The organism is Pseudomonas sp. LPH60 (genome assembly GCF_030718165.1).
Classification (GTDB): Bacteria; Pseudomonadota; Gammaproteobacteria; order Pseudomonadales; family Pseudomonadaceae; genus Aquipseudomonas; species Aquipseudomonas danubii.
This window is the reverse complement of record NZ_JAVAJH010000003.1, coordinates 376123-390210: the sequence shown is the minus strand read 5'-3', so window position 1 is coordinate 390210 and position 14088 is coordinate 376123. Positions and strand designations below refer to the sequence as shown.

Here is a 14088-nt window from a genome sequence, read left to right as displayed (position 1 = left end):
AAATCATGACCATGAGGTTTTCCGACATGGTCTGGTGGCTCACGGATTGAGCCCGTCACCCAAGGATCAGGAGAAGCACATGGCGAACAAACTGGTATCGGGGCTGGTGGTAGTGGGTACTGCCCTCAGTTCGACCTGGGACGCCGCCTTCAAGACGGTGGAAGACCGGATCAAGCAGCTGGAGCAGCAGGGCAGCAAGGCCAGGGTTCTGGAAAAGACCATCGGCCAGACCCTGCGCCTGCAGGATGAATGGAAAAAGGCCCATGACACCGGCGCCGCTTCCGCGGCCGGGCTGTTGCGCCGCTTGGAAGAGAGCCGCAACGGACTGCGCCAGCAGGGTATTGAGGTGCGCAAGCTGCGCCAGGAATATCAAGCGCTGGGCAAGGTGGCCCGGGGTTCTGAGCTTCAGGCTCGTGGGCTGCAGCAGGTAGCCCAGGGCAAGGCCGACTTCAAGGCGGCTTATGACTGGGCAAAGTTTGGCGTCGATAAACTGCGCGCCCCGGTCAAGATCAGTGCTGATTATCAAGCGCTGATCCGCGACATGGCGATCAAGGCCAATGTGGTCAACCAGCCTCAGGAAGCGCAGCTGAGCCGCACGGTGATTCAGACCTCCCGTGACACGGGCATGGCCCGTAACGATGTGGCGGCTCTGGTGAGCCAGATGATGGCCAGCGGCATGTCGCTGGACAAGGCGCAAGGCTACACAGGGTTGGCCGCCAAGTTTGCGGTGGGGCAGGGCGCGAGCGTCGACGACACCGCGAAGCTGATGCGGGCCTTGGAGCTCAAAGCTGGAATCAGCGACCCCAAGGTCATGGAGCAGGCTCTTGAGGCCATAGCCCTGCAGGGGCAGGCCGGCAATTTCGAGGCGGCCGACATGGCGCGCTTGCTCCCGGCGCTGCTCAAGAGCGCGAGCGCGGAAGGACTCACCGGTATGGAGGCGGTGAGTCAGTTGGGGTCCATGCTGCAAGTGCAGATGAACACTGCGGGCAGTGCTGATCAGGCCGCTGGCCAATTGCAGAACTGGATCGAGAAAATCGGCTCCAGTGAGGCGGTCAAGGCTTATGAAGACGCCGGCATTGATTATCAGGCTTCGCTGAATACCGGTATCCAGAAGGGCATGTCGAGCCTGGAGGCGAGCTTTGCCCTGGCCATGCGCTACGTCAGGGCCATCGACCCGGCCAAGGCGGCGAAGATGGCCGAGGCCCAGGCGAAGATCAGCCAGGAAACAGACCCGGCCAAGGCCAAGGCCATGCTTGAGGCTCTGGAAGAGTCCCTGCGTACTGGTGACCTGTTTACCGATATGCAGATCAAGGCGGCCTTGCTAGCCCAGACCCAGGGTCGGCAGCAGTATGAGCAAGTGAAGAAGGACTCGTTGAGCGCTTCGGGGGTTATCGACAAGAACCTCGCGGAGCGTCGAGAAGCCTCCAAGCAGTTGTGGGCTGAAGCAGGTTTAGCCATCGATGAAGGCCAGCGGGTCGTGGGGCAGGCCCTGCAACCGGTGACGGATCTGGTGGCCAAAAGCATCACCGTGGTGGTCGGAAAGCTGACCGAGCTGGCAGAGCACAACCCATCGCTGGTGCAGGGTGTGGTCGCTTTGGGCGCCGCGTATGTCGCGGTGCAAAAGCTCATGGCGGTCTACACCATGAGCAAGGGCCTGATCAATGTCTTGCGGGGTGGGTTGAAGATTGACCCCAAGGCGGCAAAGCGAGCGCCTGGCCGCAGTGCGGGAGGCATTGACTGCTGTGAGCTTGCAGGCAAGCCAAAGGCGAGAAAGCGAGCGCCCGGTCGCAATGCGCCAGGCATTGACTGTTGCGAGCCCATGATCGACTGCGGCTTGGACAAGCAACGCCGTCGGGGCCGTGGTGGGCGTAAGGCTGACAGGCGCAGGCCACCTGCGAGGGGGGCGGGCATTCAAGGTGGCAAGAGCCCTTTGACGCCCAGTGGTCTGGAAAAAATGCCCAGAGGGGCGGTCAGGTCTGGCGTGGCCGGTGCCGCACTGAAAGGCGCTGGCTCTGTGGCCAAAGGTTTCGCACCTTTGCTCAAGGGCGGCGCGATCCTATCGGTGCTCGGTGCCGGTTTCCAGGTTGCGGACACCTATCTGAATGCCAAGACCCAGGATGAAAAAGCCGAAGGCTATGGCGAGGCGGCAGGCAATCTTGCAGGCGCCGCTGCCGGAGCAGCAGCAGGGGCCGCCATTGGTTCCGTGGTGCCGGTCATCGGTACTGTTATTGGTGGGCTGGTGGGCGGTGCACTGGGCGCCTGGGGCGGTTCTGCCGCTGGTGGGGCCTTGGGCAAAAAACTGTTTGGCTCCGACGACTCGCTCAAGCAAATGCCCGCAGCCGGTCCGCTGATGATGCGCAACGCCGGGCAGAACATCCCGCCGGTGATGGGCGATATCGCCAAGTCCTTCCAGCCGGGCCAGACGCCTCCGCTGATGGGGCAGGCCGCGCGTTCGCTGGCCAGTCCGGCACCGTCGGCGTCGAGCCTTTCGCTGAGCAATCCTCCGGAGCCGTTCAAATCGGCGGCACTACCGGCGATTGAACAGCAGTTCAGCTTCGCGCCTTACCTGTCGATTTCGGTGCAGGGCGATGTCAGAGATCCGGCGCAATTGGCCCGGGAGCTGGAACCCTATCTGCGCTTTCAGTTCGACGAATACAGCCGTCAGGCGGCGGGTCGTCAGTTGTTCGACGCGGCACACGTTTAAGGAGGCGGCATGGCCTATATGGAACAGCTGCAATCGGGGCTTACGTCCCTGGTGGCGGCAGCAGAGGCAGGGCGGCGCAGCGCCGATGAAATGCTCGGGCCCATGAACGGCGCCATCAGCGACATCACCGGCGCCGCCTCGGAGCTGGAAAATCTGCCCTGGGTCGGCCCGGTGCTGGGCGCCAAGCTGCAACGCACGATGCGCAGCATCGGCGCGGCGCAGTCGGCGGTGGGTGAAGTCGCGGCCAAGTACAGCCAGGCCGTGACCGTGGCGGGGCAGATGCAGCAGCGTCTTGGCGCCCTGCAGGAGCAGGTGGCCAAGGCCGGCGCGGCGATCAACCGCATCGGCGGGCAGATCAGCCCGGCCCTGGGCAATATCTTTCCTTCCGGCGCGCTGGCGCCTCAGGACACCCCGGCGGCGGAGGCGGTGAAACCCTTCCCGCACCTGCTGATCCTGCAGCCCCTGGGGGCCGCGGCCGAGCCGTTCTACTTCAACCTCGATACCGCGGCCTTCGATGAGTTGCGCCGGCAAACCGGCTTTCGCTGGGCGGCCCAGGAGCGCCTGAGCCGCAGCATTGCGCAGCAGGCGGTGGGGCAGGGCGACGACAAGATCTCCCTCAAGGGCGCGATCTTTCCCGGGTTCAAGGGCGGGCTGGGGCAGTTGCAGGCGTTGCGCAGCATTGGCCGGCGCCTGCAGCCCCTGAGCCTGACCACGGGCTACGGCGAAGTGCTGGGCACCTGGTGCCTCACCAGCATCGACGAGGAACAGAGCCACCTGCTGGCGGGCGGCATTCCCCGCAAACAAGGGTTTTCACTGGAGTTTGTGAGCTATGGCAACGACCTGCAGAACCTCTGACGGCGATCTGCTCGACACCCTGTGTCATCGCTACTACGGGCACCTCAATGGCAGCGTCGAGGCGGTGCTGGACGCCAACCAGGGCCTGGCCGACGAGCCACAACCCTTTCGGGCCGGGGTACTGATCCTGCTACCGGAGCTGCCGATCCGCACAGAGGCGATGGTTCAGCTATGGGACTGACCTGGCCTCCACTCAACAGACCCCGCTGCGTGCGGGGTCTTCATTTTCTGGAGCACAGGCCATGACCCCGGTCTTTCGCATCCTGGCCGATGGCCGCGACATCACCGCGCAGATCAATGACCGGCTGCTGACCCTGCGCACCCTGGACAAGCCGGGCATGGAAGCGGACGAGTTCGAACTGCGCATCGATGACCGTGACGGCGCGGTCGCCTTGCCCGGTCGTGGCGCCGCCATCGAAGTGTTCCTCGGCTATGCCGGGCAGGCATTGACTCGCCTGGGGCGCTACACGGTGGATGAAGTGGTGGTCAACGGGCCGCCGGATTCCATCGAGATCCGCGGCAAGGCCAGCGACATGCGCGGCAGTGGCAAGACCACCCGCAGCGGCAGTTGGGAGAACGTGGCGCTGGCGCAGATCGTCCGCGATCTGGCGGCCCGCAACGGCTGGCAGCCGGTCTGTCCGGTGGCGACCAAGGTGCCGCGGATCGACCAGCTCAACGAATCCGACTTCAACTTCATCACCCGCCTGGCCCGACAGTACGACTGCACCGCCAAGGTGGCCGAAGGCAGGTTGCTGGTGCTGCCCCGTCAGTCCGGGTTGAGTGCCAGCGGCAAGGCCCTGGGCGTTGTCAGCCTCAGCCGTCGCGACGTCAGCCGTTATCAGTTCCGCCTCAGTGACAGCAGCACCCACAAGGCGGTGCAGACCAAGCATCAGGACCCGAAGAGCGGCACGCTCAAGGTCATCGACCTGGGCAACAGCGACTCACCGGCCAGCGTGCCGGCGGTGCACACCGATCGGCACCTGTACCCCAACAAGTCCGCCGCCGAGCAAGCGGCCAAGGCCCGTCTGGCTGCCTTCAACCGCAGCAGCGCCAGCGTGCGCCTGGAGATGCCCGGGCGCACCGATCTGTTTGCCGAGCGCCTGATCAATGCCCAGGGCTTCAAGGCCGGCCTGGACGGCGAGTACCTGGTGGACTCGGTAGAGCAGCTGTTCAACCCGTCGGGCTGGAGCACCACGGTCGAATGCAACGGCGGCAAGCAAGGCAAGGCCAAAGCCAAGGCCAAGAAAACCCCCGCCAAAAAACCACTCAGAGTGGTGCAGCTTTGACGCTGCGTCAGCCCCGCGAGCTTTGCCGTAGCCACCCCATGCGCAGCGTTGCGCTGCAACCCACTCTGCCTTTTCAAGTACGCGGACAATCCGCAGGAGTAGTCATGAACCCAGGCATCAGCAGCCCGGCCTCGAAGCGAGGCCTGCGCTTTCTGTTCCAGACATTGATCGTCGGCTGCAGCTTGCTGCTGGCGGCCACAGCCCATGCCGGGCCCTTTGTCCTGGCCTACACCGACGGCCAGGTCGAAGCCTCCTATAGCAACCTGCAAGCGTTCCACGGCAACCTGTCTGCAGTGGGCCTGGGCAGCATCTACGGGCTGACCGTCACCGGCCAGTTGCACCAGGAAGGGATGAACCCGACCAGCGAAAACATCATTCGCTTCGCCCAGTCCAAATCGCTGCCGCTGTACCCCACCGTGTCCGACTACAACCAGGGCATTGCGGATTTCGACCCGGCCATTTCCCACTCCATCGTCAACGACAAGACCTTGAGTGCCGGCAGCATCAAGCAACTGGTGATGCTGGCCAGGGAGGGCGGTTTTGCCGGCATCAACCTGGACTTCGAACAGGTCGAACCGAGGAATGCCAAGGCCTTTTCCACCTATGTCAAAGCCCTGGGCAATGCCCTGCATGCCAGTGGCAAGAAACTGATCATCAGCGTCCCGCCCAAGTCCAGCGACCGCGAGCCCGAGTACCTGCAAGGCTACGACTACAAGGCCCTGGGCGCGGCGGTGGATTACGTCCAGGTCATGACCTACGACCAGGTCGGCCCCGGCTGGAGCAGCGGCGGTTTCCATGACGAAGTCTGGCCCGGCCCGGGCTCCGGCGCCGACTGGCAACGGGCTGTGCTCGGCTACGCGGTATCGCGAGTCGCGCCGGGCAAGGTCCTGGCCGGGCTGCCGGCCTACGGTCAGGACTACAGCATTGGCAACCGGGTGCACTGGTCGGCCTATCAGGAAGTGATTGCCGAGCACCGCGCCGTCACCCACCGGGACGCCGCTTCCGCAACGCCTTACGCCAGCTGGGGGCCAATGAAGAGCTTCGCCGATGGCGTGGAATGGACCCCGGAGCGCGCGCAGCCGGTGCTCTGGTACGACGATGCCACGAGCATCAAGACCAAGACCGCGCTGGTGACCAAGCTGGGCCTGGGCGGCACCAGCGTCTGGGCCATGGGCTATGAAAATGCCGAGTTCTGGACGGCGCTGCAGGCGGGGCTCAATGAAGGTCGAGCACTGCTGCCTGTCGGGCAGGAGTGAGAGGTCGATCAGCGAAAAAACAGCGGCCGTAGAACCGCGTTTCCTGCGGCATCGCAGTCCTTGCCGGCGGAAGTCTATGCGTTGCGCGTAATGTCCCGGGAGTTGCCGGGAGCCTGAGCTTTAACCATACAGGTGCCGGATCAACGTCTATCGGCTCCTGTCGACGTGAAGGAATAGATCAATGGCTTCGCAAAAGCATCTTCAGTTCATGAATTTCCTGGCAAGGGTTGTCGCGCCTGCCTGCAGCATCGACGACGATCTGTGTACCGGTGTGGAGCTTCTGCCATTGCGTGCTCGCGCCGTGGAGTGGGAGCGGTTTGTCGATCTGGGAGCGACATCGGCCTCGCAGATTGACCAGGGGGGCGGCCCGGCGGTCATGTTCGAGGTCTTGCTTGACCCGCAAAAGTGCCACGGCGCGAAGACGGTTCAGGTCTATTTCGATGGTGTTAGCCATGACGGCCTGACACTGGAGAACGAGCGCAGCGGAGCGAGCGCGGCGCGAAATGTCGGTGTGCAGATCCTGGACGCGCTCGGCAATGCCCTGACCCTGGGGCAAGCCGCTGCGCACTACCCCGCGGATACCGACAGGTTGCAGTTCATGGCTCGACTGGTCGGAACTCAAGGGCCGGTCACGGCCGGACTCTACGCCGCGCTGTCCGAGTGCGTGATCGTTTATGCCTGAACCTGGGGTCCTGCGGGCATTCGCAGGACCCTGTCATCGGCCTGGGGCGGATGCTTCAGGCTACTTCTCTCCCACCCGCTGCGGCGGGTTTTTTGTGCCTTGGAGAAACCTATGGCAACTGCTTCCCGAGAGGCCCTGATGCTCGATCGTGGCAGCCCGCAACGGACCTGGATCGGTCCCGGTCCTGGAGCCACTCGATGAAACTCAGCGCTGTTATCAACCAGCTGCACAGCCAGTGTCCCCGTCTCAGCGGGCGCATTCTGGCGGGCATCAACCTCGATACTCTGGGCGGTAACACCAGCCAACCCCTACCGGCTGCGTACTGGGCTCCGATCAACGACTTGGCTTCCGGCAACACTGCCCAGAACGTCCACCGCCAGACCATCCGCGACCGCTTCGAAGTCGCCTTGCTCCTCGACGCCACCGACCCACAACAAGCCCTGGACCAACTCCACGACCTGCGCGCCGAAGTCTGGCGCGCCCTGGTCGGTTTCAAACCCGGCGCCGAGTACAACCCGATCCAATACGACGGCGGTGAACTGGTGTCGTTCGACGCCACCCGCCTGCTCTACCGCCTGCGCTTCTTCGCCGAATTCCAGCTGGGGCGCAATCTGCCCGGGCAGCCGGCGGAAACCTGGCATGAGCGTGAACTCGACGGCTTGCCGTCCTTTACCGGGGTCACGGTGCGGGTCGATGCCATCGATCCGGCGGACCCCAATTTGAAGAAACCGGGCCCCGACGGGCGCCTGGAGCTGACTTTTTCAGGAGAGCTGAAGCAATGAGCAAACGCATCACCGTGCTGCCGGTCGCTGGCCGCGCCGTACCGGACCCGGAAGCAGGCGATCTGCTGCCCGCCTCCGGCCGTGAAGTGCCGGACAACGCCTGGTGGCGCCGGCGTCTGGCCGATGGCGATATCACTAGCAAAGCCGTGAAAGCGGCGAAATCTCAAGGAGCCAAATAATGGCGATCGGTTTCAGCAATATCCCGGCGGACATCCGTGTTCCGCTGTTCTACGCCGAGATGGACAACTCGGCGGCCAATAGCGCGTCTTCGGCCATGCGCCGTCTGATCGTCGCCCAGGTCAATGACAACCAGGCCGGCGATGACCTCGGCAAGCTGCTGCTGGTGTCCAGCGTGGCCCTGGCCAAGAGCATCGGCGGGCAAGGTTCGATGCTCGCCTCGATGTATGAAACCTGGCGCAAGACCGACCCGGTGGGCGAGATCTGGTGCCTGCCGCTGCACAGTACTGAAGGCAGCGTGGCCAAGGCCGAGCTGAAGCTCACCGGTAGCGCCAGCGCCGCCGGCCTGCTCAATCTGTACGTCGGCGGTGTGCGGGTGCAGGCCTCGATCGTCAGCGGCGCCACTGCCGCTCAGGCGGCCAGCGCCCTGGCGCTGAAGGTCAATGCGGCGGTGGACCTGCCGGTGACCGCAGCAGCCGTCGACGGCACGCTGACCCTGAGCGCCAAGTGGACCGGCGACAGCGGCAATGACATCAGCCTGCAACTCAATCGCCTGGGCAAGAGTAATGGCGAAGAAACCCCGGCCGGCCTGACCCTGGTGCTGGGCAAGATGGCCGGCGGCACCGGCGTGCCGGATCAGGTCGCGGCCCTGGCGGCCCTGGGCGACGAGCCGTTCGAGTTCATCTGCATGCCCTGGACCGACACCGCCAGCCTCAATGCCTGGCAAGCGGTGATGGACGACAACACCGGCCGCTGGTCCTGGGCCAAGCAGCTGTTCGGCCATGTCTACAGCGCCAAGCGCGGCACCGTCGGCACCCTGGTGGCGGCCGGTCAGGCGCGCAACGATCAGCACATCACCATCCAGGCCCTGGAAACCGGCGTGCCACAACCGGTCTGGGTTCAGGCCGCAGCCCTGGCGGCGCGGACCTCGGTGTTCATCTCCGCTGACGCCAGCCGTCCGACCCAGAGTGGCAGCCTGCCGGGGATCGATCCGGCGCCGGCCAGCGAACGCTTCACCCTCACCGAGCGTCAGTCGCTGCTCAGCTACGGCATCGCCACCGCCTACTACGAAGGCGGCTACATGCGCATTCAGCGGGCGATCACCACCTACCAGAAGAACGCCTACGGCCAGGCCGACAACTCCTACCTGGACAGCGAAACCATGCACCAGTCGGCGTTCATCGTGCGTCGCCTGCAAAGCGTGATCACCAGCAAGTACGGGCGCCACAAGCTGGCCGCCGACGGCACCCGTTTCGGCGCCGGCCAGCCGATCGTCACCCCGAGCACCATTCGCGGTGAGCTGATCGCCCAGTACGCCAAGCTGGAGCTGGAAGGCCATGTGGAGAACGCCGACCTGTTCGCCGAGCACCTGATCGTCGAGCGCGACGTGCAGGACCCGAGCCGGGTCAACGTGCTGTTCCCGCCGGACTACATCAACGGCCTGCGGGTGTTCGCGCTGCTCAACCAATTCCGTCTGCAGTACGACGCCGCGGCCTGAGCCGGACCTGCATCACTGCGCTTTTTCAGCCCGCCTTGAGCGGGCTTATTTTTTGGGAGAAACATCATGGCTCAACTGATTGCGGGCACCTGCTACGTCAAAGTGGACGGCGCTCAACTGACCATCAGCGGCGGCTGCGAAGCACCGCTGATGGCCGTCAAGCGGGAAACCGTGGTTCCGGGTTTCTACAAGGAAACCGACCTCACCCCCTCGTTCAAAGTCACCGCGCTGCACACCCCGGACTTTCCGCTCAAGCAGCTGATTGCCGGCTCCGACATGACCGTCACCTGCGAGTTCGCCAACGGCAAGGTCTACGTGCTGGCTGGCGCCTACCTGGTGGACGAGCCTATTGCCAAGGGCGACGACGCCAGCATCGAGCTGAACTTCGAAGGGCAGAAGGGGACCTGGCAATGAGCAATACGGTGAAGCTGCAAGTGCCGATCGAGGCCCACGGCGAGCCCCTGGCCGAACTCACCCTGCGCCGCCCGACGGTGCAGGAAGTGCGGGCGATCAAGGCGCTGCCGTACAAGATCGACAAGAGCGAAGAAGTCAGCCTCGACATGGACGTCGCGGCCAAATACATCGCGGTCTGCGCCGGTATTCCACCGTCCTCGGTGAACCAGCTGGACCTGGTGGACCTCAACGCCCTGAGCTGGGCGGTGGCGAGTTTTTTCATGAGTGCGGCATCGCAGCCATCGCCGACCTGATCGCTGTCGCCTATGACCTGGCCTGGTTCTGGAAGGTCGACCCCGAACAGATGATGGCCAGGCCACTGGATGTGCTCCGGGAATCCCTGGAGCACGCGCAACGGATCAATGCGATGCAGCAGGTGCAGTGATGGCAGACACACAAACCGTAGAGAAGAAGTCGGTGCTGTTGACCGGCATCGACGAACTGTCACCCAAACTCGTCGCCCTTCAAGGCAAGGTCGACTCTTTCAAGAAAAAACTTGAGCAGACCGGGCTGGGCAAGCTGGATATCAGTGGTCTGTTCAAGGGTGGCAGCCTGATCACCCCGTTTCTCGACGGGATCAAGGCCTGCGACGCGTTCAAGGGCAAACTGGCCGAGGTTGGCGATTCCAGCGCGTCGGCCGACGCGGCCAAAGGCATGAATGTATTCAGTCAGTCCATGGCCAAGGTGTCCTCGGCCATTGATGCTGCGCTGGCGCCGGCGGTGGGGGCACTGGTGGTCGGTCTGGAGCCCATGCTCAACAGCGTGGGGACGCTGCTCGACGACAACCCCAAGCTGGTTGAGGGGCTGGCGATGGGTGCCATTGCCTTCTCGGCGATGCAAACCGCCGTGACGGGTGCGACCCAGGTGCTCGACCTGATGGGCACCGTGGCCAAGGCCAACCCGGTGATGCTGATTGCTATGGGCATTGCCCTGGCGGCCGGTGTGATCATTGCCAACTGGGGGCCGATCTCGGCCTTTTTTGTCAGTCTCTGGGAGGGCGTAAAGAATCTTGCGGCGCAGGCGTTGGAAGGGCTGAAAACCCTGTTCAGCTGGACGCCCTTGGGCATGCTGATCGGCAACTGGGGGACCATCACGGCGTTCTTTGCCGGGCTCTGGGACAGTATCAAGGCGATGACGGCTTCGGTCGTTGGATTCCTCAAAGAAGTGTTCTCCTGGTCACCTCTGGGACTGATCATCGATAACTGGGCTGGATTGACGGGCCTGTTCGCATCCATCTGGGAGTCGCTCAAGGCCTTGACGGTACCGGCGATGGCCTTTCTAAAAGGCCTGTTCGACTGGGTGCCGATGGACATGATCACCAAGAGCTGGGGCGCGGTCACCGGTTTCTTCGCGTCGATCTGGGGAGTGTTGCAAACGGGCATTCAGGCGATCAAAACGGTGTTCCAGACGCTGTTCGACTTTTCTCCGTCCGTGTTGCTTTACAACAACTGGGGGGCTGTCAGCAGCTTCTTCAGCTCGATCTGGGCGGCGCTGCAACCGGGTATCGACGGGGTCAAGAAGGTCCTGCAAACCCTGTTCGACTTCTCTCCGCTGGTGATTCTTTACAACAACTGGGGCGCGGTTACGGGCTTTTTCAGTTCGATCTGGGCCGAATTGCAACCGGGTATCGACTCGATCAGGAAGGCCATTGAAGCCCTGTTCGACTGGTCGCCGATGGAGCTGATCATGACCAATTGGGCCCCCATCGCCGATTGGTTTTCCGGGCTGTGGAGCAAGCTTCAAGAGCTGATGGTGCCGATCAAGGAGCTGTTCGAGGGCGGTTTCGGAGGGCTGATTGCCACGGTCACCGGCAAGGTCGAAGGCTTTACCGAGGCGCAAAGGCAAATCAACGCCGAGGGTAAAGGCGGGCTGGCATCACCCTTTGCCGCAACCCAGGGCAGCTCGCTGACCCAGAACTCCAGTGCCCTGATCCAACAGAACGCTGCCAACAATCGCACGCAACTCGAAGGCGGGTTGACCGTGCGTTTCGAAAACGCCCCGGCGGGCCTGCGTGCCGAACAGGCCAAGACCAATCAACCAGGCCTGAACGTGGCTTCGACCCTGGGCTATCGCTCACTTTCCCTAGGAGGTTCCAATGGCGGATAACTGGCGTGATCGTTTGTTGCCCGCGTCCTTTCGCGGCGTGCCGTTCTGGGTCGATCAGGCGAAAACCCCGGTGGGCCAGAAAGGTCAGTTGCACGAGTACCCGCAGCGCGATCAGCCGTTTTTCGAGGGCCTTGGCCAGCAGGCGAAAATCCACGATCTGACGGCCTTTATCGTCGGCGCCGATTGCCTGGCGCAGCGCGACAGGCTGCTCAAGGCTCTGGAAGAGGGCAGCGGCGAGCTGGTGCACCCTTGGCTCGGGCGGATGCAGGTCAAGGTCGGCGAATGCGAGATGACCCAGAGCCGCCAGGACGGCGGCCTGGTGACTTTCAGCCTGAAGTTCTACCCGGACCAGCCGTTGCGCTTTCCCTCGGCGGTGGTCAATACCCAGCAGCAGGTGCTGGTGGCCAGCGATACCTTGCTGGGGGCGGCGGTGCTGCGGTTCGAGTTTGCCACCAACCTGATCAAGCAGGCGCGGATCGGCGTGGCGTCTTTGCGCCAGGGGCTGGCGGACGTGTATCAGGTCATCGAGCACGAGTTCAAGCCGTTGATCGAGTTCTATGGCGATCTCAACACCCTGGTCAAAGCGGTCAAGGAAATACCCAAGGAGCTGAGCACGGAGTTCAAGGGGTTGCTGGACGATGTACGCGGGCTCAAGGACTTTGCCCGTACCGGCTATCGGCAGATGCTGGCCGATATTTCCCAACAGGTGGAGGCGGCCCGGCGCATCGATGCGCCGAAGCTGACCACCGGCAAGGACACCACGGCGGCGGCCGAGGCGGTGGCCAACCTGGTGCAGGATGCGCTGCTGGTGCAGATCGCCCGGCTGGTGTCGGCGTTACCGGTGGCCACGCCCGTGGTGAAGCTCAAGAACACGCCGCCCTTGGCGCAGCAGGCCAGCCGGCCGGTGCAGCGCCTTGAAGTGCCGGTGGCCGACGATGTGCTGGCGCTGCGCGATCAGTTCAATGAGCTGATCTGGCAAGCCGCGCTCAAGGCCGACGCGGTGCATTACCAGGCGCTCAACACCCTGCGTCAGCAGGTGCAGGGGCACCTCAATGCGGTGGCGTCCTCGGGGGTGCGGCTGGTCAGCCTCAGCCCCAAGAGCAGCCTGCCGGCGCTGGTGCTGGCCTATCAGCGGTTTGCCGATGCGACGCGGGTCGGCGAAGTGGTGCAGCGCAACCGGGTGGCTCATCCGGGCTTCCTGCCGCCGGCTGATCTGCAAATCGCTCGGGAGTGACCCATGGACGAATTGGCAAATATCGTCACCCTGACGGTGGACGGGCTGGACTACAGCGGCTGGAAGAGCGTGGAGATCAGCGCCGACCTGGAGCGTCAGTTCCGCACCTTCAGCCTCAACATCACCTGGCAATGGCCGGGGCAGGATGCGCAGGTGCGGATCCGCCCGGGCGCTCGCTGCCAGGTGCGCATCGGTTGCGACCTGGTGCTCACCGGGCATGTCTACAAGGCGCCGATCAGTTACGACGGCAAGCAGATCAGCCTGAGCATCCAGGGCGGTTCGCTGACCCAGGACCTGGTGGATTGCGCGGCCATCAACCGGCCGAGCCAGTGGCGCCAGCAGGACGTGCTGAGCATCGTCCGCGCCCTGGCCGGCTCCTATGGGGTCGGGGTGCGCAGCGAGATCGCTCCAACCAGCAAGCTGCACACCCACAGCATCGTGCCGGGGGAGACGGTGTTCGCCTCCATCGACCGTTTGCTGACCCTGTACCGGGTATTTTCCACCGACGACGCCGACGGTTACCTGCTGCTGGCGGCGCCGGGCAGCGGTGGGCGCGCCAGCGATGCCCTGGAGCTGGGCAAGAACATCCTCTCGGCCAATGCACCGATGGATTTTTCCGCGGTGTTTTCCGAGTACCGGGTGATCGGCCAGCACAAGGGCAGCGACCAGAGCAGTGGGGCTGCAGTCAGCGAAGTATCCGGCCAGTCCAGCGATGCCAGTGCTTCACGCAAACGGGTGACGGTGATCAGCGAGGCGGCGCAACTGAGTGCCGAGCTGGCTCAGCAGCGCGCTGACTGGGAGTGCGGCACCCGCACCGGCAAGGCCCTGACCACCACCTACCAGGTGCAGGGCTGGCGCCAGAGCAATGGCGATTTGTGGCGCCACAACACCTTGGTGCGAGTGATCGACCCGGTGCTGGGGTTCGACCGGGACATGCTGATCTCCAAGGTCACCTGGTCGCTGTCCGAGCAGGGCTCGATCACCACCCTGCAGGTGGCGCCGCCGCAGACCTTCGACTCCAACCCGACACCCGGCAACACCTGAAACCCGCGCCC

14 protein-coding genes are annotated in these 14088 nt (G+C 63.8%); all 14 read left to right on the top strand.

Annotation, left to right across the window (positions count from 1 at the left end):
- Positions 1–79 precede the first annotated feature (79 nt).
- A complete protein-coding gene (locus tag Q8O96_RS12210; protein ID WP_305948854.1) occupies positions 80–2704 on the top strand; it encodes a phage tail tape measure protein in 2625 nt (874 codons plus the stop codon).
- Positions 2705–2713: 9 nt separating this feature from the next.
- Positions 2714–3559, top strand: a complete 846-nt coding sequence (locus Q8O96_RS12205; RefSeq protein ID WP_103741615.1) for a phage tail protein — start codon at positions 2714–2716, stop codon at positions 3557–3559.
- The gene (locus Q8O96_RS12200) at positions 3534–3740 is read left to right on the top strand and encodes a tail protein X (RefSeq protein ID WP_047302087.1); all 207 of its coding nucleotides are present in this window, start codon (positions 3534–3536) and stop codon (positions 3738–3740) included. The genes Q8O96_RS12205 and Q8O96_RS12200 overlap by 26 nt, the downstream gene beginning before the upstream one ends.
- A 61-nt stretch (positions 3741–3801) precedes the next feature.
- Complete coding sequence (locus Q8O96_RS12195; protein ID WP_305948853.1) at positions 3802–4845, top strand: phage late control D family protein; 1044 nt, start codon at positions 3802–3804, stop codon at positions 4843–4845.
- 104 nt (positions 4846–4949) lie between these two features.
- Positions 4950–6101, top strand: a complete 1152-nt coding sequence (locus Q8O96_RS12190; protein ID WP_305948852.1) for a glycosyl hydrolase family 18 protein — start codon at positions 4950–4952, stop codon at positions 6099–6101.
- A 181-nt stretch (positions 6102–6282) separates the two neighbouring features.
- Positions 6283–6783 (top strand): fimbrial protein, encoded by a 501-nt coding sequence (locus tag Q8O96_RS12185; RefSeq protein ID WP_305948851.1) that lies wholly within the window; start codon positions 6283–6285, stop codon positions 6781–6783.
- Between the two features lie 197 nt (positions 6784–6980).
- Positions 6981–7565, top strand: coding sequence for a hypothetical protein (locus Q8O96_RS12180; RefSeq protein WP_102861410.1), 585 nt, complete (start codon positions 6981–6983; stop codon positions 7563–7565).
- Positions 7562–7744: a DUF2635 domain-containing protein gene (locus tag Q8O96_RS12175; protein ID WP_047302105.1), complete on the top strand. Its 183-nt coding sequence runs from the start codon at positions 7562–7564 to the stop codon at positions 7742–7744. The genes Q8O96_RS12180 and Q8O96_RS12175 overlap by 4 nt, the downstream gene beginning before the upstream one ends.
- Positions 7744–9240, top strand: a complete 1497-nt coding sequence (locus tag Q8O96_RS12170; RefSeq protein WP_305948850.1) for a phage tail sheath subtilisin-like domain-containing protein — start codon at positions 7744–7746, stop codon at positions 9238–9240. Before Q8O96_RS12175 ends, Q8O96_RS12170 begins: the two co-directional genes overlap by 1 nt.
- 66 nt (positions 9241–9306) lie before the next feature.
- Positions 9307–9654: a phage tail tube protein gene (locus Q8O96_RS12165; protein ID WP_305948849.1), complete on the top strand. Its 348-nt coding sequence runs from the start codon at positions 9307–9309 to the stop codon at positions 9652–9654.
- A complete protein-coding gene (locus tag Q8O96_RS12160) occupies positions 9651–9947 on the top strand; it encodes a phage tail assembly protein (protein ID WP_102861412.1) in 297 nt (98 codons plus the stop codon). Before Q8O96_RS12165 ends, Q8O96_RS12160 begins: the two co-directional genes overlap by 4 nt.
- A gap of 130 nt (positions 9948–10077) precedes the next feature.
- Positions 10078–11799, top strand: coding sequence for a phage tail protein (locus Q8O96_RS12155; protein WP_115581717.1), 1722 nt, complete (start codon positions 10078–10080; stop codon positions 11797–11799).
- On the top strand, positions 11789–13033 hold the full coding sequence (locus Q8O96_RS12150; RefSeq protein ID WP_305948848.1) for a DNA circularization protein: 1245 nt from the start codon (positions 11789–11791) through the stop codon (positions 13031–13033). The genes Q8O96_RS12155 and Q8O96_RS12150 overlap by 11 nt, the downstream gene beginning before the upstream one ends.
- Positions 13034–13036: 3 nt before the next feature.
- The gene (locus Q8O96_RS12145; RefSeq protein ID WP_305948847.1) at positions 13037–14077 is read left to right on the top strand and encodes a phage baseplate assembly protein; all 1041 of its coding nucleotides are present in this window, start codon (positions 13037–13039) and stop codon (positions 14075–14077) included.
- The last annotated feature ends 11 nt before the right edge of the window (positions 14078–14088 follow it).

What these genes read in the sequence shown, in the direction of transcription:
- Q8O96_RS12210 (WP_305948854.1), top strand. Translation starts at nt 80, where the DNA reads ATGGCGAACAAACTGGTATCGGGGCTGGTGGTAGTGGGTACTGCCCTC.
- Q8O96_RS12205 (WP_103741615.1), top strand. Translation starts at nt 2,714, where the DNA reads ATGGCCTATATGGAACAGCTGCAATCGGGGCTTACGTCCCTGGTGGCG.
- Q8O96_RS12200 (WP_047302087.1), top strand. Translation starts at nt 3,534, where the DNA reads ATGGCAACGACCTGCAGAACCTCTGACGGCGATCTGCTCGACACCCTG.
- Q8O96_RS12195 (WP_305948853.1), top strand. Translation starts at nt 3,802, where the DNA reads ATGACCCCGGTCTTTCGCATCCTGGCCGATGGCCGCGACATCACCGCG.
- Q8O96_RS12190 (WP_305948852.1), top strand. Translation starts at nt 4,950, where the DNA reads ATGAACCCAGGCATCAGCAGCCCGGCCTCGAAGCGAGGCCTGCGCTTT.
- Q8O96_RS12185 (WP_305948851.1), top strand. Translation starts at nt 6,283, where the DNA reads ATGGCTTCGCAAAAGCATCTTCAGTTCATGAATTTCCTGGCAAGGGTT.
- Q8O96_RS12180 (WP_102861410.1), top strand. Translation starts at nt 6,981, where the DNA reads ATGAAACTCAGCGCTGTTATCAACCAGCTGCACAGCCAGTGTCCCCGT.
- Q8O96_RS12175 (WP_047302105.1), top strand. Translation starts at nt 7,562, where the DNA reads ATGAGCAAACGCATCACCGTGCTGCCGGTCGCTGGCCGCGCCGTACCG.
- Q8O96_RS12170 (WP_305948850.1), top strand. Translation starts at nt 7,744, where the DNA reads ATGGCGATCGGTTTCAGCAATATCCCGGCGGACATCCGTGTTCCGCTG.
- Q8O96_RS12165 (WP_305948849.1), top strand. Translation starts at nt 9,307, where the DNA reads ATGGCTCAACTGATTGCGGGCACCTGCTACGTCAAAGTGGACGGCGCT.
- Q8O96_RS12160 (WP_102861412.1), top strand. Translation starts at nt 9,651, where the DNA reads ATGAGCAATACGGTGAAGCTGCAAGTGCCGATCGAGGCCCACGGCGAG.
- Q8O96_RS12155 (WP_115581717.1), top strand. Translation starts at nt 10,078, where the DNA reads ATGGCAGACACACAAACCGTAGAGAAGAAGTCGGTGCTGTTGACCGGC.
- Q8O96_RS12150 (WP_305948848.1), top strand. Translation starts at nt 11,789, where the DNA reads ATGGCGGATAACTGGCGTGATCGTTTGTTGCCCGCGTCCTTTCGCGGC.
- Q8O96_RS12145 (WP_305948847.1), top strand. Translation starts at nt 13,037, where the DNA reads ATGGACGAATTGGCAAATATCGTCACCCTGACGGTGGACGGGCTGGAC.